19 protein-coding genes are annotated in these 19,691 nt (G+C 67.4%); 6 read left to right on the plus strand and 13 right to left on the minus strand.

Translation table 11 applies throughout. The annotated features are described in order from the left end of the window. Entirely contained in the window at nt 1–747 is a 747-nt protein-coding gene (locus U5N23_RS09570; protein WP_322592578.1) for a terminase large subunit domain-containing protein, read from the plus strand. 174 nt (nt 748–921) lie between these two features. On the opposite strand, the gene U5N23_RS09575 is transcribed toward U5N23_RS09570, so the two are convergent. Then, complete coding sequence (locus tag U5N23_RS09575) at nt 922–1,533, minus strand: XRE family transcriptional regulator (RefSeq protein ID WP_322592579.1); 612 nt, start codon at nt 1,531–1,533, stop codon at nt 922–924. A 126-nt stretch (nt 1,534–1,659) separates the two neighbouring features. Here U5N23_RS09575 and U5N23_RS09580 point away from each other — a divergent pair, with 126 nt between their 5' ends. Continuing rightward, nucleotides 1,660–2,409, plus strand: coding sequence for a terminase (locus tag U5N23_RS09580; RefSeq protein ID WP_322592580.1), 750 nt, complete (start codon nt 1,660–1,662; stop codon nt 2,407–2,409). Nucleotides 2,410–3,416: 1,007 nt separating this feature from the next. Here the strand turns inward: U5N23_RS09580 and U5N23_RS09585 are convergent. Together U5N23_RS09585 and U5N23_RS09590 are read right to left on the minus strand one after the other, a co-directional pair. Next, entirely contained in the window at nt 3,417–3,704 is a 288-nt protein-coding gene (locus U5N23_RS09585) for a hypothetical protein (RefSeq protein WP_322592581.1), read from the minus strand. A gap of 188 nt (nt 3,705–3,892) precedes the next feature. Continuing rightward, nucleotides 3,893–4,192, minus strand: coding sequence for a hypothetical protein (locus U5N23_RS09590; protein ID WP_322592582.1), 300 nt, complete (start codon nt 4,190–4,192; stop codon nt 3,893–3,895). Nucleotides 4,193–4,379: 187 nt separating this feature from the next. Between U5N23_RS09590 and yjjJ the strand changes: the two genes are divergently transcribed. Next, entirely contained in the window at nt 4,380–5,819 is a 1,440-nt protein-coding gene (gene yjjJ, locus U5N23_RS09595) for a type II toxin-antitoxin system HipA family toxin YjjJ (protein WP_322592583.1), read from the plus strand. A gap of 1,045 nt (nt 5,820–6,864) precedes the next feature. Here yjjJ and U5N23_RS09600 read toward each other — a convergent pair. Next, nucleotides 6,865–8,073: a Fic family protein gene (locus U5N23_RS09600; RefSeq protein ID WP_322592584.1), complete on the minus strand. Its 1,209-nt coding sequence runs from the start codon at nt 8,071–8,073 to the stop codon at nt 6,865–6,867. 251 nt (nt 8,074–8,324) lie between these two features. Here U5N23_RS09600 and U5N23_RS09605 point away from each other — a divergent pair, with 251 nt between their 5' ends. Beyond that, nucleotides 8,325–9,347: a type IV toxin-antitoxin system AbiEi family antitoxin gene (locus U5N23_RS09605; protein WP_322592585.1), complete on the plus strand. Its 1,023-nt coding sequence runs from the start codon at nt 8,325–8,327 to the stop codon at nt 9,345–9,347. Further along, nucleotides 9,337–10,194, plus strand: coding sequence for a nucleotidyl transferase AbiEii/AbiGii toxin family protein (locus U5N23_RS09610; RefSeq protein WP_322592586.1), 858 nt, complete (start codon nt 9,337–9,339; stop codon nt 10,192–10,194). Before U5N23_RS09605 ends, U5N23_RS09610 begins: the two co-directional genes overlap by 11 nt. A gap of 1,053 nt (nt 10,195–11,247) precedes the next feature. On the opposite strand, the gene U5N23_RS09615 is transcribed toward U5N23_RS09610, so the two are convergent. From U5N23_RS09615 to U5N23_RS09625, 3 genes are all read right to left on the minus strand, one after another. Continuing rightward, complete coding sequence (locus U5N23_RS09615; protein ID WP_322592587.1) at nt 11,248–12,897, minus strand: methyl-accepting chemotaxis protein; 1,650 nt, start codon at nt 12,895–12,897, stop codon at nt 11,248–11,250. Between the two features lie 159 nt (nt 12,898–13,056). Then, complete coding sequence (locus U5N23_RS09620; RefSeq protein ID WP_322592588.1) at nt 13,057–13,500, minus strand: DUF1810 domain-containing protein; 444 nt, start codon at nt 13,498–13,500, stop codon at nt 13,057–13,059. A gap of 206 nt (nt 13,501–13,706) precedes the next feature. Beyond that, nucleotides 13,707–14,762 (minus strand): hypothetical protein, encoded by a 1,056-nt coding sequence (locus tag U5N23_RS09625; RefSeq protein ID WP_322592589.1) that lies wholly within the window; start codon nt 14,760–14,762, stop codon nt 13,707–13,709. A gap of 199 nt (nt 14,763–14,961) precedes the next feature. On the opposite strand from U5N23_RS09625, the gene U5N23_RS09630 reads away from it, so the two are divergent. Then, nucleotides 14,962–15,984, plus strand: coding sequence for a hypothetical protein (locus U5N23_RS09630; RefSeq protein ID WP_322592590.1), 1,023 nt, complete (start codon nt 14,962–14,964; stop codon nt 15,982–15,984). Nucleotides 15,985–16,017: 33 nt separating this feature from the next. Here the strand turns inward: U5N23_RS09630 and U5N23_RS09635 are convergent, their stop codons facing one another. From U5N23_RS09635 to U5N23_RS09660, 6 genes are all read right to left on the minus strand, one after another. Then, the gene (locus tag U5N23_RS09635; RefSeq protein ID WP_322592591.1) at nt 16,018–16,824 is read right to left on the minus strand and encodes a YkgJ family cysteine cluster protein; all 807 of its coding nucleotides are present in this window, start codon (nt 16,822–16,824) and stop codon (nt 16,018–16,020) included. 24 nt (nt 16,825–16,848) lie between these two features. Next, nucleotides 16,849–17,067, minus strand: coding sequence for a hypothetical protein (locus U5N23_RS09640; protein WP_322592758.1), 219 nt, complete (start codon nt 17,065–17,067; stop codon nt 16,849–16,851). A gap of 14 nt (nt 17,068–17,081) precedes the next feature. Further along, nucleotides 17,082–17,441, minus strand: a complete 360-nt coding sequence (locus tag U5N23_RS09645) for a hypothetical protein (RefSeq protein WP_322592592.1) — start codon at nt 17,439–17,441, stop codon at nt 17,082–17,084. A gap of 80 nt (nt 17,442–17,521) precedes the next feature. After that, complete coding sequence (locus U5N23_RS09650) at nt 17,522–18,151, minus strand: hypothetical protein (protein WP_322592593.1); 630 nt, start codon at nt 18,149–18,151, stop codon at nt 17,522–17,524. Between the two features lie 40 nt (nt 18,152–18,191). Next, nucleotides 18,192–18,509: a hypothetical protein gene (locus U5N23_RS09655; RefSeq protein WP_322592594.1), complete on the minus strand. Its 318-nt coding sequence runs from the start codon at nt 18,507–18,509 to the stop codon at nt 18,192–18,194. A gap of 19 nt (nt 18,510–18,528) precedes the next feature. Beyond that, a complete protein-coding gene (locus tag U5N23_RS09660) occupies nt 18,529–19,545 on the minus strand; it encodes a GNAT family N-acetyltransferase (protein ID WP_322592595.1) in 1,017 nt (338 codons plus the stop codon). Nucleotides 19,546–19,691 lie beyond the last annotated feature (146 nt).

Raw genomic sequence — 19,691 nt, forward strand, 5'->3', positions numbered from 1 at the left:
ATGAAGGGCCTGCCGCACCTTCCCGAGGCGCTGGCCGAGGCCTCCATCGAAGAGATCGAGGCCATCGAAGCCCTGCTGCGCGACAAGCTCGCCGGCTGGCGCATGCGCCGCTTCTTTCAGGACGATGGCCCCCTGCGCCGCGCGCTGTATGCGCGGCACCTGGCCTTCTTCAAGGCCGGCGCCACGCACCGCGAGCGCTGCTTCATGGCCGGCAACCGCGTGGGCAAGACCATCGGCGGCGCGTACGAAACCGCCCTGCACCTCACGGGCCGCTACCCTGCCTGGTGGGAGGGGCGCCGCTTCGACGGCCCCATCCAGGCCTGGGCCGCCGGCAAGTCGCTGGAGACCACGCGCGACATCGTGCAGCTCGAACTCTACGGCCCGCCGGGCCAGCCCGGCACCGGCATGGTCCCCGCCGACGACATCGCCAAGGCCCGCCCCCGCGCTGGCGCCAACGGCGCACTCGACTACCTGTGCGTGCGCCACCAGAGCGGCGGCGAATCGGTCATCGGCTTCAAGTCCTACGACCAGGGCCGCAAGGCCTTCGAGGGCACCGCGCGGCACTGGGTGTGGCTGGACGAGGAGCCGCCGGTGGCGGTGTACAACGAGTGTTTGACGCGGACCGCGACGACGCAGGGGCTGATTGCGATCACGTTTACGCCGCTGGAGGGGGCGACGGAGGTGGTGTTGGATTTTTTGACGAAGGGGGTGGTGGTGGGGGCTGATGGCGCAGCCCAGGGGGACTGACTTCCTTGCGTATTGATTGTCCTGTGATCAATATGCAAGGATGATGGATCGTCAGCTACGAACCCGTGAGTAGCCATGACAGCGCCTGCGTGTTCACCAGGTTGGAATGCGCCGGGCCCATCAGAGCCCAGGGGGGTGAGCGGCGAGATGGTAGCGGGCTGCATCGCCATGGTGTCATGGCGCCTTCGGCCGGGGTTGCAGCAACAGGGCCGCCAGGCCTTGCGCCGTGGCATTGCCCTTGGCTGCAGAAGCGCGGATGCGTTCGTGAATGTCGTAGGTTGAGTCCGCTACCGTGTTGGCCGGAGCTTTCTTTGCCGGCACTTTGACTGCGGCGGTGGTGGGCAAGTTCTTTTCTTTGGGCCCGGGCTTGGCAGTGTCGCGCTGGCGTGCAGCGCGTGACTGAGCGGTGGCGGCTTTGCGTGCTGGCTTGGGCGCCGCAACTGCGCGTGAAGCAGGCCTCTGCTGCAATGGCCGCTTACCTTGCCGGCGCACCTTGAGCACCTCGCGCTCCAGCGCCGCATGGTCCTGCAGCGGCGCCACCAGGTCGGCCAGTCCATGTGCCTGGTTGATGAGCCACATGCACATCACATACGAGGCCATCGCCACGGACGGGTCGCCCCGCTCGATGCGGGCCATGGTGGGCTGCGACACGCCCAGCTTGCTGGCCCACTGGCCCTGCGTTTCTCCCCGCCGCTTGCGCGCGATGGTGATGTTCAGGCCAAGCTGCTCGATCTCGCGCAGCACTGCTGAAGGGTGTTCCGAGTGAGGTGCGTTTTGTCGCGGCATTCATAGATATTAATGAAATTGCAGTTTCGTGCAAATCTATGAATAAGTCTGCTCGCAAGGAGCGCCACAGGCGTTGCGAACCCAAGGCCACTTGCACCTACCTACTTCGCATTTTGGAAGCATCCCATGAGCAAAGCCATCATCCAGGCCGGCTGGAACGACGTGCCCCACCTTGACGAGAAGACCAAGCAGGAGCTGGCCGAGAGCTTTCCCCTGCACGAGCGCGAGGCGCGCATGAACGGGGTGCCGGTGCTGGGCTCGGGCAAGGTGTTCCCGGTGGCCGAGGAGTCCATCGTCGTGCCGCCGTTCGCGCTGCCCGCGCACTGGCCGCGCATCGTGGGCCTGGACTTTGGCTGGGACCACCCGGCCGCAGCCGCCTGGCTGGCGTGGGACCGCGACACCGATACCGTCTACGTGTACGACACCTTCCGCGTGCGCGAGACCAGCGTGGCCATGCAGGCCCCGCTGATCGCCGCGCGCGGCCGCTGGATGCCCGTGGCCTGGCCGCACGACGGCCTGCAGCACGACAAGGGCAGCGGCGAGCAGCTCGCGGGCCAGTACCGCGCCCTGGGCGTGAACCTGCTGCCTGAGCGCGCCACGTTCGAAGACGGCAGCAATGGCCTGGAGGCGGGCATCAGCGATTTGCTCACGCGCATGCAGACAGGGCGCTTCAAGGTGTTCAGCACGTGCGGCGACTGGCTGGAGGAATGGCGGCTTTACCACCGCAAGGATGGGCTGGTGGTGAAGCTGCGTGATGACCTGCAGAGCGCGACGCGGTATGGGGTGATGATGCTGCGCTTTGCGGTGGTGGAGCCGCGGGGGTCGACGTTGGCCGGGAGCGCTGGTGGGTATGGGGGGAGGAGAGGGGGGTATTGATGGTTGAGCGTACGCCGCCTGCTCGGACTGGACCCGTGCTGCTGTGGTGGGTGGGGGTCTTTTGCGCAGGCTGCAGCTGATGGAATTTCAGCGGACTGATGCTCTGGCGATGGCGTGTCTGTTTCAAGGGCGGAGGCCGGGGTGTGCGCCCGGCGGCGCACCTACCTTCTTTTGCTTCGTCAAAAGAAGGTAGGCCAAGAAAAGACGACCCCGCTGCCCGTGTCCCCACTCGCCCGGTGGGCGAGTGGGGCAGCCTGCGATGCTCGGTCCTGGGGTGCACCGCGGAACTCGCTGCGTTCTCCCTGCAGGAGAACTCCGCTCGGACAACCGCGGTGAGTCAGTTCACGATGCGCGTGTCCTTCGGCACGCGCTCACCCCAGGCCCTGCGCTTCTCGGCACGGTCAGAAGGGGGTGGGAGCGGGCTCCACACGGGCCATCGCTTCGCTCGGCCCCAACTGCCTCGCTACGCTCGGCCTGGGCAGAGCGATTGCCCCGCGCGTCGGCAGCGCGCAGCGCGTAACCGACCCCAGGCGCAGCTGCGCAGCAGCAGCCGTGCGGTACCCGCTCCCCACCCCTGCTGGCTGCGCCGAGAAGCGCAGGGCCTGGGGTGGGTGCGTGTGCCGCAGGACACACGCACTTCGTGATCTGGCTTGCCGCAGCTGTTTGAACGGAGTTTGGCCAACGGCCAAACGCAGTGAGTTCTGCGGCACCACCCCAGGCCCGAGCATCGCAGGTTGCCCCCGTTCGCCCGACAGGGCGAACGGGGGTCGCAGACTGGGGGCCGCCTTCTCTTTGGTGACTTTCTCTTGGCGGCCAAGAGAAAGTTACTGCGCCGCCGGGCGCATACCCCGGCCTCCGCCCTCAACCCAACAACAGAAGCATCCACAAGCACATCCCTGCGAGCGGCCTCATCAGCCCACCCCGGGTGTTCGTTGTTCATCAATGTTCACGCCACATGAACATCACGAAAAAATGAACATCACCCCTTGTGCCACTGCTGAGCGGCATCACACCCCCCGCAACCCCCTGCCACGCGGCTGCACCACGGGTCGGGCGCTCCGCTGACCCGGTACCGCCCCCCGCGCTGCCGACGGCACCCCCGCCTCCAGCCGAGACACCTGCACCGAATCCGTCACCGCCCCCGCAGTGCGCGTCAACCCCTGCGCCGCCGCCGCCACCTGCTCCACCAGCGCCGCGTTTTCCTGGGTGATGGTGTCAAGCTGTCCCACGGCGGTGTTGACCTCGGAGATGCCGGCCAGCTGCTCCTGGCTGGCGTGGCTGATCTCGCCGACCACAGCTCACGCGCTGCACGCCTTCGACCACCTCGACCATGGTGGCCTGGGCCGCCTGGGTGCGCTGCTGGCCTTGCTCCACGCGGTGGGCCGATTGGTCGATCAGCTGCTTGATCTCCCGGGCGGCTTTGGCGCTGCGGCCTGCCAATCCGGAGGCACACGCGGCGCTGGGGCAGGGCCAGGTGGTCTTGTCACTGCTTCATCTTCCAAACACTGCACGCCGCAAGCCAGTACAGCGGGATGGCCATGAAAGACTGAAACCAATAACTCATGTTGACGTCGCCTTGGTCGGCGCACCACCGCGCTCCAATGCAGGCGCCATGCAAGACCACCTGGACGAATGTCAGCAGGACGCCGGTGACGATGGCAACCCACAATGCACTGCCCCAGATGGACTGGGCCCCGGCTTCGGCGCGGCCGTGGCCGTATAGCGCCGCCAGCAGGCAGCCCGCCACAGGAACTGACCATGCCACCGTTGAAGAGAGATCCATGTTGTTTGACCTTGGCGTTCGTTCTGTGGAGTTCGCCCTTGCCAGGGCGGCGCAGGGGCACATTGTGCAATGCGTGCGCAGGCATGGCGCCATGCCGCCAAGGAGGCAACCCTCTTGCCTTGGTGATCTCTCCGTTTCTATTCAGTTATCTATTCATCAATCCGTTCAATTGGACTAAGATGCCTGCATGCCAACCCCCACCCACCGCCACGCCAAACAGATTCGTGACCTGCTGCGCAGCGGACTGAAGACCGCGAGGGCGTTGGCGGATGCCCTGGGAACAAGCCAGCCCACAGTGTCCCGGGCGCTGCAGGCGCTGGGGCCGGATGTGCTGCGTCTGGGTGCTTCGCGATCTATTCAGTATGCGCTGCGCGATGCCTCGCGGGCGGACCTGGTGGCGCCGATCTACGGGGTGACTGCCGAAGGCCGGTTGCAGGGGCTGGGCACCCTGGTGCCGGTGTATCCCGAAGGCTTCGTGATGGCGCAGGCTGATGGTGCCGTGCAAGGGCACACGGATGGCCTTCCGTGGTGGCTTTTCGACATGCGGCCGCAGGGCTACCTGGGGCGGGCCTACAACCAGCGGCATGGGCCCGCGCTGGGGCTGCCAGAGCGGCTGGCCGACTGGAACGACTCGCACGTGATGCGCGCGCTGCTGCGTGAGGGGGGGGATCTGCCCGGCAACCTGCTGGTGGGCGATGCCGCGCAGCAGGAGTTCGTGAACAGCAGCCTGCCGCCGCCCATCGCGCTGGCCGGCAAGGCGCAGGCCTATGCCGCCTTGGCGCTGGCCGCAGCCCGGGGTGAGCTTGCGGGTTCATCGGCGGCGGGGGAGCAGCCCAAGTTCACCGCCTTTGCCCAGTGCGATGGTGATGGTGATGGTGATGGTGATGGTGATGGTGATGATGCAAGCGCCGAGGGGGTGTCCGCGCATGTGATCGTCAAGTTCAGTTCTGCCGTTCCCAGCCCGGTGAGTGAACGCTGGCGCGACCTGTTGCTGGCCGAGCACCTGGCACTGCAGGTGCTGGGCGCCCATGGCATTGCGGCGGCGCGCACGCGCGTCATCGACCATGGCGTGCAGCGCTTTCTGGAGGTAGAGCGCTTTGACCGGGTCGGCGTTCTGGGCCGGCGTGCGCTGCACTCGTTGACCGCCCTGGATGCGCAGTTCGTGGGCCGCAGCGGGCGCTGGCCGGAGATGGTGGAGGCGTTGGCACAGGAGCGGGTGGTCGAGCCCGCAGCCGTGCAAGCCGCCAGCCTGTTGTGGGCGTTCGGGACCCTGATCGGCAACACCGACATGCACAGCGGCAACCTCTCGTTCATGGCCGAGCACGGCCGGCCTTACCAGCTGGCGCCGGCCTATGACATGACCCCCATGGCCTTTGCGCCCACGGCCGGGGGCGACCTGCCGGTGCGCCGGCTCGAGCTGAGCATCGGCTCCCAGGTGCCGGCGCACGTCTGGAGGCAGGCGCTGCCACTGGCGCGGGCTTTCGTGGGGCGGCTCACGGGTCTTGCCCCTGGTCTTGTGGTGCCGGGTGGGGCAGATGGGGGCTTCAGTGGGGGTTTTTCGGCGTGTATCGATGCCTTGGGTGAGCATCTGGCGTTGGCTGAGGAGCGCATTGGTCGCCTTGCATAGACACCATGGTCGCGTCTTGCGTGTGCATGAAGAGGTTCCTCGGTGAAGTCATGGCAGGGAAGGGCACGCCATAGCTGTCATGGCCTGGCGGTTTGTCCGGCTGTGTTTCCATGGTTACCGCATGCCGTTGCCGAGGGCGGAGGCCGGGGTGTGCGCCCGGCGGCGCAGTAACTTTCTCTTGAGTCGCCAAGAGAAAGTCACCAAAGAGAAGGCGACCCCGCTGCCCGTGTCCCCACTCGCCTGGCGGCGAGTGGGGCAGCCTGCGATGCTCGGACCTGGGGTGACGCCGAAGAACTCCCTGCGCTGCCTCTGCGAGGCAGCTGCGGTCAAACAGCTTCGGCGAGCCAGATGACGAGGCGCGTGTCCTTCGGCACGCGCTCACCCCAGGCCCTGCGCTTCTCGGCACGGTCAGAAGGGGGTGGGAGCGGGCTCCATACGGGCCATTGCTTCGCTCGGCCTGTGGTCCTTCGCTGCGCTCGGCTCGCCAGGGCGCCCGCGCCCCAAATGTCGGCAGCGCGCAGCGCGTAACCGACACCCGGCGCGGCTGCGCAGCAGCAGCCGTCTTTGTCCCCGCTCCCCACCCCTTCTGGCTGCGCCGAGAAGCGCAGGGCCTGGGGTGGGTGCGTGTGCCGAAGGACACACGCACTTCGTGGTCTAGCTCGTCGCGGATGTTTGAGCGGAGTTCGCAGAACGCAGCGAGTTCCGCGACGCCACCCCAGGCCCGAGCATCGCAGGTTGCCCCCGTTCGCCCGACAAGGCGAACGGGGGACGCAGACTGGGGGTCGCCTTTTCTTGGCCCACCTTCTTTTGGCGACGCAAAAGAAGGTGGGTGCGCCGCCGGGCGCACATCCCGGCCTCCGCCCCCGGCAAAAGAACAGAAGCAACCATACACACCAAGCTGCCGCCACCGGCACCGGCACCGCCACCGGCGCCGCCGCATGCCACAGCCGCGCCGGGTTGCCCCGGTCACGGCCGAAACCGCCATGTCGCCGCGCCACCCAGAGCGCTGGCGGTGCGTTCAAAGTCGGGCACACCCGGTGTCGCCCTAATCCAGCACAATGCTCGAAGCTTCCGGATACAGATTCGGCAGCAGAATGCTCAGCGCGGACATGGGAAAGGCAATGCTCAACTCCCCCCTGTGCCCTTCGCTCTTGAGCAGCCCGTCGCTGAGGAAGCGCGACACCACCTTGCGGCCAGTGCGCTCGCCCAGACCGGTCATGCGGATGAAATCGCCGCGCGCCATGGCCCCGCTGACGGCAACGGTCTGCAGCGGCAAGACCGCCTCTTCGCGGTACTCCGTGATCCCCTTGGTGACGCCCTCGACCATGACGTAGGCCCGCAGGCGGTCCTTGAGCTGGGGCAGGTCGAGCATGGAGCCCATGAAGTTCACCTGGTCCTCGCACAGCCCGACGAAATAGCGGCACCACTCCCAGAGCATTTTCTGGCTGAGGTTGCCCCGTCCGTCCAGGTCGCCTTGCCGGGGGCTGTCCGCGCCGTCGAGCAGCTCGTAGTAGCGCTCGCGCTGGCGCGCGAGCCCGCGGTTGACCGACCACAGGCCACCGCTGATGGGGAGCAGGGCGCAGTGCGTCTGCAGGCGCACTGCGCGGCCGTTGCCGTCCTCGAAGGGGTGCGTCCAGGCCATGCGGTGGTGGGCTGCGGCAATGGTGTGGATGACGGCGTCTACGCCGCGCAGGGGGCCGTACACCTGGTCCATGCGGGCAAGAAAGCGGGGCACGGACTGCCAGGCCGGCGGCTGGTGGCGGCCCACGGCGACGTCATGCACTCGCAATGCGCCGGGTTCTACCTGCCGGCCGTCTTCGGTAAGGCGGTCTTGCGCAGGCAGCCGGCTGTACAGGCTCTTGTGCGCCTGGCACAGGAAGGCGCTGCCCAGCGCGGCGGCTTCGGTGGTCACGCTCTGTTCCAGATCGCGCTCTGCTTCGATGTGTGCAAGCGCCACGCGCTGGCGCCTGGCCACGTCGGGTTTTTCCGAGAAGTCATGCCGCAGTGCCCGTTCGATATTCGCGGGGTGGGTCGCTTGCCCCTCGATGCCGTTCGAGTAGTAGGAGTTCATCGAGCGCACGATTTCGCGCAAGGCGGCTCTTGCTTCGGGGCTGGCGGCAGCCTTCAGCGCGGCGGACTTTTCAAAGATTCGCCGCGTGGCCTCGCTCAGCTCCGCCAGGCCCTGGGTGGGAACAAGGGGTTCGAACTGGTGCGGCTGGTCGTAAGCTGCAACCGGAGTAGGTTTAACGGACATGGTTTCTGGTTAGATTTTGCCGCAATGCTAGCAAAAATACCTTTTTAAATCAAATGGATATATGGGTAATTGTGGTTGAAAGCTACGCAAGAATTGCCGGTTATTTTTCCGGTTAAGTTGCCGCTTCGATCTCGAATCGGCGTTGGGAAGTAGCACGCGCATGCAAAGTGAATCGAGAGGTCGCAGGCCCTTCCATTGCCCCTCTTGTTCGTTTATCATCAATGTTCACGTAACATGAACATCGTGAAAAAATGAACACCGGCACAGTGATCGAGCAAGCATTGGAAGCTGCAGAGCCAGTCCTGCAAGGCGAGGTTGTGGATTTGCTGGGCCCAAAGGATCGCAACAACGCGATCGTCAAGCTCGCTCGGACTGGGCAAGATCTGGGCCGTTTTACGGTTCAGGTGAGTCGTATTGCACGCACCAGCGACTTGATCTGGTATCGGACCGAAAAAGAGCTCGGTGATAACAGCAACCCGTTGCTTTTGATCGCCCCCTACCTGTCAGCGAAGCTGGCCGAAGAATGCCAGCGCACCGGCATCAACTTCCTGGACACCGTGGGCAACGCCCACATCGATGTCCCGGGCAATTACCTGTTTATCACCGGCAAGCCCCGCCCCAAAGAGCCCCGCGCCCCCACCGACCAATCCGCCCTGCGCAAGGCCAGCACCTTGCGGGTCATCTTTGCGCTGCTGACGACCGAAGGCCTGGCGCAGCAGCCGGTGCGGGCCATCGCCGAGGCGGCCGGTGCCGCGTTGGGCTCGGCGTCGAATGCCATCGAGGAATTGGCAGCGCTGGGCTTCATCGCGGGGGCGGCGCGCAAGCGGCGCTTGGCGAACAGGCAGGCGCTGCAAATGGAGTGGGCGCGGCAGTACCCGATTTCGCTGCGGGGCAAGCTCAAGCCGCAGCGGTATGCCTGCGGGGATGCCGATTGGCGGGGGAGCAGTCTTCTGACTGATGAGCCCGAGGTGGCCCTGAGTGGCGAAGTGGCCGCTGCAGCGATCACGCAATACATCAACCCGGCAAGCGCATGCGTCTACAGCTGGATGGACCGGGGCCAGTTGCTGCGCAAGCACCGCCTGCGCCCGGATCCTGACGGGCCCATCGAAGTGTTGGATGCCTTCTGGCCCCGCGCGGATCTGGTGCATGCGAAGGCGGTGGAGCCGGCCGTGGCGCCCTTGCTGCTGGTCTACGCGGATCTGATGGCCAGCAATGAAGGCCGCAGCGTGGAGGTGGCGGGCATGCTGATGGAGCGGCTCAAGAATGGTACTTAAAGTCCGCGCCGATCGCCCCATCGAGCCGGGCCTGCATGCGATTCTTGCGCATGCCAAAGCGGCCACGCAGGCGCTCGGCATCGATGTGTTCGTGGGCGGTGCGATGGCGCGGGACATCATGCTCACGCACGTACACGGGCAGGCCGTGCGCAGGGCCACGCGCGATGTGGACATCGGCCTGTACATCGACAGCTGGGAGCGTTTCACTGCATTGAAGGATCGCCTTGCCGCGACGGGGGCGTTCTTCGCGGTGCAAGGCAAGTCGCACCGCATGCACTACTTGCGTCCCGGTGGAATCCCGTTGGATCTCATTCCTTTCGGGGGCGTGGCAGGAGAGGACCAGACCATCACCTGGCCGCCTGGCCATGACGTGGTGCTCAATGTGGCCGGGTTCAGGGAGGGGCTGGACAGCGCGGATCTGGTGGACCTGGGCGAGGGACTGGCGGTGCACGTCTGCACGTTGCCTTCGTTGTCGGTGCTCAAGCTGCTTGCCTGGCATGACCGTGGTCGCGACAACAACAAGGATGCCACCGACTTCCTTGCGTTGGCGCAGGCCTATGCCACTGCCGGCAACATGGACCGGCTCTACGACGAAGAGGCGGGGTTGCTGGAGATGGCTGGCCACGACCCCGACCTGGCCGGCGCGGCGTTGCTCGGCAAGGACGCTGCAATGCTGTGCAGCCCGGGCACCGAACAGCAAGTGCGTGTCATTCTCGCGGACCCTGAACCAATGCTGGACGCGCTTTTGCGAGTGCGCAACCAACTGGCCATGGGTGGTGATGCGCAGCGGCTGCGCGCATTCATTGCGGGCTACCGCAACGGGTTTCTGGGCCAGCGGGCCGCTTGAGCGCGGTGGTGACCGCTGAAGTTTTGCATCACACCGCCCTCAACGCCCTGCCACGCGGCTGCACCTCGGGTCTGGCGCTACGCTGACCCGGCACCGCAGGACGCGCTGACGGCAGCACCCCCGCCTCCCGCCTGAGCACCTGCACCTGCAGCGAGCGGCGAGGAGGGACGCGCCATATTTGCAATGGCCTGGCGGTTCGTCCGGGGCCTTGCTTGGCTGGACTGTGCAGGCGGGGGGTCTAGTCCATTGTTCCTCGGCTTTGTTTTCATGGTTACCGCATGCCTTTGCTGAGGGCGGAGGCCGGGGTGTGCGCCCGGCGGCGCACCTACCTTCTTTTGCTTCGCCAAAAGAACGTAGGCCAAGAAAAGGCGACCCCGCTGCCCGTGTCCCCCATCGCCCTGTCGGGCGCTGGGGGCAGCCTGCGATGCTCGGTCCTGGGGTGACGCCGAAGAACTCCCTGCGCTGCCTCTGCGAGGCAGCTCCGGTCAAACAGCTTCGGCGAGCCAGATGACGAGGCGCGTGTCCTTCGGCACGCGCTCACCCCAGGCCCTGCGCTTCTCGGCACGGTCAGAAGGGGGTGGGAACGGGCTCCACACGGGCCATTGCTTCGCTCGGCCCAAACTGCCTCGCTGCGCTTGGCTCGCCAGGGCGATCGCGCCCAACAGGTCGGCAGCGCGCAGCGCGAACCGACCCCAGGCGCAGCTGCGAAGCAGCAGCCGTGTGGTACCCGCTCCCCACCCCTGCTGGCTGCGCCGAGAAGCGCAGGAGCTGGGGTGGGTGCGTGTGCCGAAGGACACACGCACTTCGTCCTCTAGCTTGCCGATGCTGTCTGAGCGGAGTTCACCCGCAGGGGGAACGCAGCGAGTTCATCGGCACCACCCCAGATCCGAGCATCGCAGGTTGCCCCCATCGCCCGACAGGGCGATGGGGGACGCAGACTGGGGGCCGCCTTCTCTTTGGTGACTTTCTCTTGGCGGCCAAGAGAAAGTTACTGCGCCGCCGGGCGCACATCCCGGCCTCCGCCCTCAATCCAGGCAACTGGCATCCACCACCTCACGCCGTCGTCAGCCCCTTGCCACGCGGTTGCGCCGCCACCGTCACGGCGCGGCGCTGACCCGGCGCCAGCACCGCAGCCCGCGCTGCCGACGGTAGGCCCGCCTCCAGCCGAAACACCTGCACCGAATCCGTCACCGCCCCCGCCGTGCGCGTCAACCCCTGCGCCGCCGCAGCCACCTGCTCCACCAGCGCCGCGTTTTCCTGGGTGATGGTGTCGAGCTGGCCCACGGCGGTGTTCACCTCGGAGATGCCGGTCAGCTGCTCCTGGCTGGCGTGGCTGATCTCGCCGACCACGGCGCTCACGCGCTGCACGCCCTCGACCACCTCGACCATGGTGGCCTGGGCCGCCTGGGTGCGTTGCTGGCCTTGCTCCACGCGGTGGGCCGACTGGTCGATGAGCTGCTTGATCTCCCTGGCTGCGGCGGCGCTGCGGCCGGCCAGGCTGCGCACCTCGCTGGCCACCACGGCAAAGCCCCGGCCCTGTTCGCCGGCGCGGGCGGCTTCCACGGCGGCGTTGAGCGCCAGGATGTTGGTCTGGAAGGCGATGGAGTCGATGACCTGCGTGATCTCGCCGATGCGCTCGGAGTCGCCCTGGATGTCGCGCATGGTCTGGCCCACGCTGTCCACCGCCTCGCGGCTGCGCGCGGCGGCCGCGTCGGCCTGGCCTGCCAGGGCCGTGGCCTGGCGGGCGGCGTCGGCGCTTTGGCGCACGGTGCCGGTGATCTGCTCCATGGACGCCGCCGTCTGCTCCAGGCTGGCGGCCTGCGACTCGGTGCGCGCCGACAGGTCCAGGTTGCCCTGGGCGATCTCCTGCGCGCCCAGGCGCATGGATTCGCTTTCGTCGCGGGCATCACGCACGATGGCGCAGAGGTTGAACGACAGCTGGCCCAGCGCTTGCTCCAGGTCGCCCAGTTCGTCGTTGCGGCCCCGGCGCATGGTGGTCGTCAGGTCGCCGGCCGCGACCCGGTTGGCCGCCAGGGTCAGCGCCGCGATGGGCCCCACCAGCAGCCGTGCCAGGTACCACCAGGCCGTGCCGAACAGCGCCAGCAGCACGGCCCAGCCGGCGGCGCCGGGCAGCAGCATGCCAGTGGCCAGCGAGGCCGCCAGCAAGGCCAGCAGCGCCAGCGCCAGCCGGGCCGACAGGCCCAGTGTGGCCAGCCCGTGCGCCACGCGCCCGGCCAGCGTGTGCCGCACCACGCGGCCCGAGCGCAGCCCGTGCACGCGCCGCCCGGCCTGCTTTTCTTCGCGCATGGTGGCGTACAGCTGCTCGGCCGCAGCGATCTGTGCGCGCGTGGCCTCGGTGCGCACCGACATGTAGCCCACGGGCCGGCCGTCCTGCATCAGCGGCGTGGCGTTGGCCATCACCCAGTAGTGGTCGCCGTTCTTGCGCCGGTTCTTCACCGGGGCCGACCAGGGCCGGCCCGAGGCGATGGTGGCCCACATGTCGCGAAACGCCTCCTCGGGCATGTCGGGGTGGCGGATCATGTTGTGCGGCTGGCCCACGAGCTCATCGCGCGTGTAGCCGCTCACGGCCACGAAGGCGGCGTTGCAGTGCGTGATGCGCCCCTGCGTGTCGGTGGCGGAAACAAGGGTCTGGCCCTTGGGGACAGCATATTCCTGTCCGGTGGTTGGCAGGTTCAGGCGCATGGGGGAAGGCTCCGCAGGACAATGCAGTCGATTGTCCGGACACCACGGCCCAGCCGCCTTGACGAAGGTCAACCTTTGCTTGACGGGCGTCAATCCGGCGGCGCGCGCGGCACCGCTGCGGCCGATTTGCAGCCGACGATTTACAAGTCCGACAGGCTCCTACGCAGGGCCGCCGCCCTGGCCAAGCAGCTCCAGCGTGCGGGGGTCTCTCTCGCCGCCAAAGAACTTCACCAGCACCGCTTCGAACACCGCATCCGCCCCTGGCACCGCGTCGAACAAGGTCATGCAGGAGCGCAGCTTCATGTCGTCGGGTGTGCCCAGCACGCTGCGCGCGGAGCAGGTGTCGTCCAGTGCCAGCAGGAGCTTGCAGCACTCGCGCAGCCGGCTGCCCAGAACCGGGTGCTCCAGATAGGACTTCGCCTCGGCAGGGGACTGGATGGCATAGCGTGCCGCCATGTCGCTGTGGCCCAGGCCCTTGTACTGGGGGAAGACAAACCACATCCAGTGCGAGCGCTTCTTGCCGGCCTTGAGCTCGGCCAGCACCCGCTCATGCACGGGCTCCTGGGCGGCCAGGAATCGGTCGAGGACAGGTGGCAGTGGCATGTCTTCATCCTGTGGGGCGCACCGGGGCGACGAAGAGACCCCGTGGCGCAATGCCGGTCATTGCGCAGCGAACTGCTGCCATGGTACCAACGAAGGCCTTGCCCACACAATGGCCGCCGTGGCATGGCCGCAACCCGCCCGCAGCGGCGCGTGGCCCCCAATGTGGTAGCCACCTGGGCGCACAGCGCCTGGGCAGCCCGTACTGCCTACCCCAGACCGCGCGGCAAGGCGCGCAGCACATCGCGGGCCTCGCGCGCCCAGTCCTTGTCCCAGTGCGAAAGAACCTGCTCGTATTGCGCGTAGAACGGTTCCAGCGCGCTGTCGCCCTGGAGCCAGGCCAGTGCCAGGGGCAGCCGGCTGGGCAGCAGCTCGGCGGGCCCCTGGTCCGGGCGGGTGGCTGCGTGCAGTACCTCTGCGGCCGTGGTGCAGGCCTGCAGCGTGGGCAGGATCTCGTTGTCGAGGTATTCGAACAGCCCCGGGATCAGCCGGTCCACGTACTCGGCATTGCGCAGCGAGCCGCCCATGCTCATCCACTCCATCCCGCGCTGGTGGTCGACCATGAAGGCGGCGATGCCGCGGTACTCGCGCCCGCGCACCTGCATCCGCCGGGCGCCGCCGCAGGCCTCGAGCACGGCCGTGGGCACCTCCGGCACGATGGCCGCGATCACCTCGAACGAAAGGCGCTCTTCGAAGGTCGAAAAACTGATGGTGATGGACTGCTTGCCGACCGGCACCACGCGCTCGGCCACCAGCGGGATGTCCGAGCGCGCGGGCTCGCCGCGATGGAAGCTGAACCCCAGTGCCTCGAAGCGCGGCCGCCAGGCCGCCTCGCACTGCGCCATCACGGCTTCGCGGTCTGCCGGGCCGAAGCGCGGCGGCGCAACGCCCTGGTCGCCCCGATCAAAGCGCGAGAGCCCGTCGAACGTCAGCACATAGCCGAACGGCAGGTACAGCCGCGCCGCCTGGTCATCGTAGACACTGAACCCGAGCCCGGTGGCGCTTTGCACCACCACGTCCTGGTAGTTCTCGGGCCCGTCGAACTCCAGGCCGTAGCTGCGCTCCCGGTGCCCGGGGTCGATGGGGAACTCGATCCACTCCTTGGGCGTGCCCTGTGACACCATGCGCGCCTCGATCTCGTCGCGCAACTGCTGCCACTTCGCATAAGGGGGCGACGCCCGGTCGGCAAGGTGCTGGTGCAGGGCCTCTGCCGCCGCGAGGCTGGTGGGTTGGGGGTGTTCCCAGATATGGACCACATAGCTCATCGGGGGGCTCCATGCAAAGGCGGTTGTCGATGGCTCGGGATTATCTCAGCCAAGTCCGACAGGCTCCAGCCTGCCAATCCCGGCACTGGCCATTGGCCAGGGCCCGGCCTTACAAACCGCAGCATTTGCGCGCTTGCTGCGGTCTGGGCCGTGTGCCACCATGGCCGTCTTCATCCATCCCACAGCGCAAGGGACGTGCATGCCATCGCCCAACCTGCAGATCTTTTTCGATGGCCTGAACGAGGCCACGCCCGGCATGCCGTGCTACGACCCGGCGCAGCCCTGGTTCGCGCAGGTCACGGTGGCCAACGCCAACAGCAAGCCCCACTCGCCCTTCGGCCCCGGGGAGTTCGACCCGAACCAGCCCACGGCCAAGGCGGGGCCGTTTCAGGTGTCGTTCGAGGTGTTCGCGGGCACCACGGCCGCCACGGGCACGCTGCACCTGCTGGCGCCTTACAGCGTCGACGGGCTGGAGGCCTACCCGGATACCCAGGGGTACAGGCAGAGCTTTTCCATGCAGCTGCCCAAGGGCATGGCCAAGGACGATTTCGGCGCCAAGCATGGGTTCCGGTTCAAGGTCGACGTGTACCTGGCCGTGCCCGAGTCCAACGAGGACGACAACATCTTCACCTGGGAGAAGGCCCAGACGCCCAAGATGGCGCCCATTGCCCTGCCGGACAAGCTGACGCCGCCGAACCCCTTCACCAACCTCCAGTTCAACGACTTCAAGGCCGTGCCCGGTTCGCGCAACGAGCTGGATGTGCTGGTGAAGAACGTGGGCAGCGAGACCTCCCACCAGGTGGAGCTGCGCCTGACCATCATGGGGCCGCCCACGCCGTCCAGTCCGCTGGGCAGCGTGCTGGACTTCGCGTTGGCCAACTCCACCAACATCCCCAGCGGCGCTACCACCTGGGTGCGCTTCAAGGCGCAGCCCGACTTTGTGGTGGCGCGCGCGGACCTGCCGGCACGTTCCTTCAAGACCCTGCAGTCCGCACCCGGCGCGCGGCGCTTTCGCCAGGTGCAGCCAGGCAGCAGCAGCGCCAGGGGGTTGAGAGGCCAGACCATCCCGCGCTTTCTGGTGGTGGACAAGGACTTCGACTTCGTGCCGCTCAAGCCCTTCTTCATCGAGATGCGCAACGAAAAGGTTGCGTTTGGCGAAAGCCCCGTGGGTGGCCGCAAGCGGCCCAAGGGGGGCGGGCCGATTGCGATTCCGCAGAAGTAAGCAGGTAGGCAGGCAGGCAGGCCCTGCCGCAGCTCACCCAGCGGCCCCGTCAGGCGGCTGCAGATCCAGGTACTCCACTCCGAGCTGGCCGGCCTGGCATGCATCCAGAGCATAGGCGTCGATCTCGGCCAGGATCTCCAGCGTGGCGGCGCGTGCGCTCAGCAGGCACCAGTCGCCGGGCAGGGCCGGCACCGGCACCACCGGGTCCGCTTGCGTTGCCATGGCGGCGCACGATGCTTCCAGCGCCGCCAGCAGCGCGGCGCGTGGGGGCCGGTGCACCGCAAAACCCTCGTTGGCCATGGCGGCCACCCGTATGCCCAGGGCGTCGCACAGGCGCTGCTTGGCGGGTATCTCCTGCATGGCCAGGTGGCGCGCCTGGTCGATCAGTGCGTGGGTGGCCTCGTCCACCAGCCGGCCCGCACGCACGAAGGCGGGGCCGCGCGCATCCCAGGCCTCGGGCGGGCAGGCCTTGGACTCGGTGCCCAGCGGCTCGAAGGGGTTGATCGATGCCGGGTAGATGCGGCAGACCAGCGGCCGCTCGGCATAGATGGCGCAGCGCTGGTCGTCCATCAGGTTCGGGCAGCGGCCCGGGAAGGACGCGGCCAGGATCACGCCCACCCGCACCGCCATCGCCGCGCTCGCTGCGGCAAAGCTGCGCTCGCGCCGGTAGGCGGCCAAGGCATCGCCGGCGGGCGGCTCGGCAGGCCAGACGACCGCATCGCACAGCAGGTGCACATCGCCGCCGCGGCGCAGCCAGGCCATGGCCTCGTGCACCGACAAAGGCACCCGGTGGCCCTGGCAGCACCGGCCGCATTGCGTGCATGCGAAGTTCAGCTGCACGGGCGGCTTCTCGGTTGTGGAGGATTACCCGGTGACCATGCCGCCCGCATCCAGGGCGGGTGGGCGCAGCAGGTCCTCGTTGATGCCCATGACCTGGCTGGCATGCTCCACCGCGCGCCACAGCGCAGAGGGCATCTGCAGAATCTCCTCGGGCGAGGCCGAGCGCGCAATCCAGGCGCTGATCTGGGTGTGCTGGTCGCGCGTGAGCAGGTCCAGGCTCAGCATCTCGTCGATGGTCTTCATGGGGGGCTTGGTGGTCAAACGGTGGGGTCTTTCAGGGGGCGGTGTGCCGGGGGCGCAAGCTGCAAGTCTGCCTGAAGGGCAAAGCCGGTGCTGGCAAGGGGCTGCGGCGGCACGGCCTGTGAGGCCTGCGGCGAGACCTCCCACCGGCCGGTCGGCGGCTCGTGGCCCACCCTGCCAGCCCGGCGAAGGGCCTGCATGCGCTCATGGATGGTGGTGTCGGCACTGCTACCGGGCGATGCCACGGACCTGCGCGGCGCGGCGCGCTGCGTATGGTCGCGCACGGCGCGCACTTGGAGAATGTCGTCAAGCCGCGATGGGCGAGCTGCCAGCACCTGCTGCATGGATGCGTCCAGAGAGGGGAAGTCGGCTTTCATGGGTGTCTGGATATGGGAATGCGGGCACCGAATGCTGCGGTCCACAGCTGCGGGGATGCAGGGCATGCCTGTGCATGCACTCATGGGCCTGGCTGCCTGCAGGTTAACGGAACGGCTTTTTCGGGAACACCCTTGCACGTCCATTGGACCTTCCCTGGCGCCTCGATGGACGGGGCGAGAACGAGGGCTGTGGGCGGGTCGTCAGTCACGATGACAATGGAGCCATCGCTTTGGATGAGCCCCGCCTTTGCTCGGCCAGACGGAGCGTAGACCATCCCTTGCCCTGCACCCCCCACGCTTCCTTGCTGGAGAATGCGCTTGGCGATTTCCTCGCGCTGGGCAGAGGTTCCAATCAGCGCCGTTGCCACTTTGGCGCGATCGTGCAGGCACGAGGCGGTGGGTGACACCAACGCCAGCGGAAAGGCCACCACTGCGAAGGCGGCCACCAGCTTGACCATTTCCCAAGCCGAGCGGCCCAGCACCAGCCACAGCATCCGGGCGGATTTGACAGGCGCAACGCGCAGATGATTGGACCAGACGACGATGCCTATGACGGCGGTCAACCACGCGGCTTGCCAGGTGACGAGGTCTTGTGCGCATTGCGCGCCGAAGGTCAGAAGCATCGCACTGGCAACGACGGCCAGCGACAAAAGCCAATGCGCTCCTCGCAAGGGCTTCAGGCGCGTCAGGAGATTGGATGTAGAAGACAAGGCTGCGGTGTTCTCTTGCGTTTGCCGGGACTGCCGGCCTTCACCCCATGAGCAGACCAATCAAGGCCAGCACGAGCGCGATGCAGAACAGGAAACCGGCCAGCGTCTGGCCCGTGGGGGTGACAACGCTGCGGCCATCGCGGGCATACCACAGGGCGCCGGCTGCACCGTGAATACTGTGGTCGTTGCTGGTCAGCCCCTCGCATTTCCAGTAGCCCAACGTGGCGACGCAGATGACGCAGCGCCCGATCATGATGAGCAGCAAGTTGAGCACCCATTCGACCACTATATCCAAGGCATCCTCCACAGGTGTGTTGCCGGTTGCAGCATACCGCGCTGCGCGGCGGATGGCTGCCATGGTAGCTGGTGCCGCATGGTCAGCCCCCGGCGCGCCCGTCCGATCCCAGCGCCAGCGGCTTGCGGTACACGCAGTCGCGCCGCTCCACCACAAAGCCGCAGTCTTCGTACACGCGGTTGGCGCCGCTGCTGTTCTGGCTGTCCACGCGCAGGCCCGACTCGGCCATGCCCGCAGCGGCCTGGGCGCGCAGGCTGTGCGCGATGAGGGCACGCGCCAGACCGCTGCGGCGCCAGGGTGCGCCCACGCTGATGAACTCGGTCCAGCCACGCTGGCGGCCGTTGTTGCGGTTCCATGCGGCGTCGATGTAGGTGCGCACCTGCCCGGCGACCTGGTGGGTCTGCACATCCCAGGCCACCTGCCACAGGTGGGGCTGGAAGACCGGGCTGGCCAGCCACTTGATGTAGTCGGCTTCCTCCGGTGGGCAATCCCCCCAGTGGCCCTGGAAGGCGCGCCAATGCGCGTCCCAGATGGCGCGGTAGTGGTCGGGTTGCACGGGCCGCAGCTCCAGGCCCTGGGGCAGGGGAAAGTCGGCCACGTTGTCGAGCGTGGGGCGCACCATGTTGTGGAAATGGCGCTCGGGCGTGTAGCCGGCTTTTTCGAGCAGGGCCGCACGCGCGGTCTCGCCGTGGGTGATGTAGGCGTGGTGGGCGTGGCGCGGTGCGCCCGGGTGCTCGGTGGCCGCCTGGGTGCGCTGTCGTTGCTCCAGCCAGGCGTGCAGCGCCGTTCCAATGCCCTGGCGGCGCCACTGCGGCGCGACCACGGCGAACTGCGAATACAGCTGCAGCCCGTCGGCCTGCGCCCACGGCCAGGAGCGCACGTAGCCCGCGATCTCGGCACCGGCCTGGGCAATCCACACATCGCGCTCGGGCACGCAACTGGTGAACGCGGCGTAGTCGCGCGCCACCTCCTGCACCGTGCGAAAGAAGCCGGTCTCGTCGGTTGCGAAACTGGCGTTGGCGCATGCCACCATGGCCTCGTAGTCCGAGGGCCCGGCAAAGGGCCGGAAGGTCACGTGCGGGGGCGGGCTGGTGGGCATCGGGATGCTGTCCTTGTCGTTGTCCTGGGGCGTTGGGGATGGTAGCGCGGGCTTTGGCCATGCTGCCGCAGGACGGGACGGAGTCACCCATTCGGGGGGCGGGCGCGGCCTGGATCGGCGTGGTGGGCGGGATACATTAGGTCGGC

The organism is Acidovorax sp., from assembly GCF_034519795.1.
In the GTDB taxonomy this organism is placed as follows: Bacteria; Pseudomonadota; Gammaproteobacteria; order Burkholderiales; family Burkholderiaceae_C; genus Acidovorax.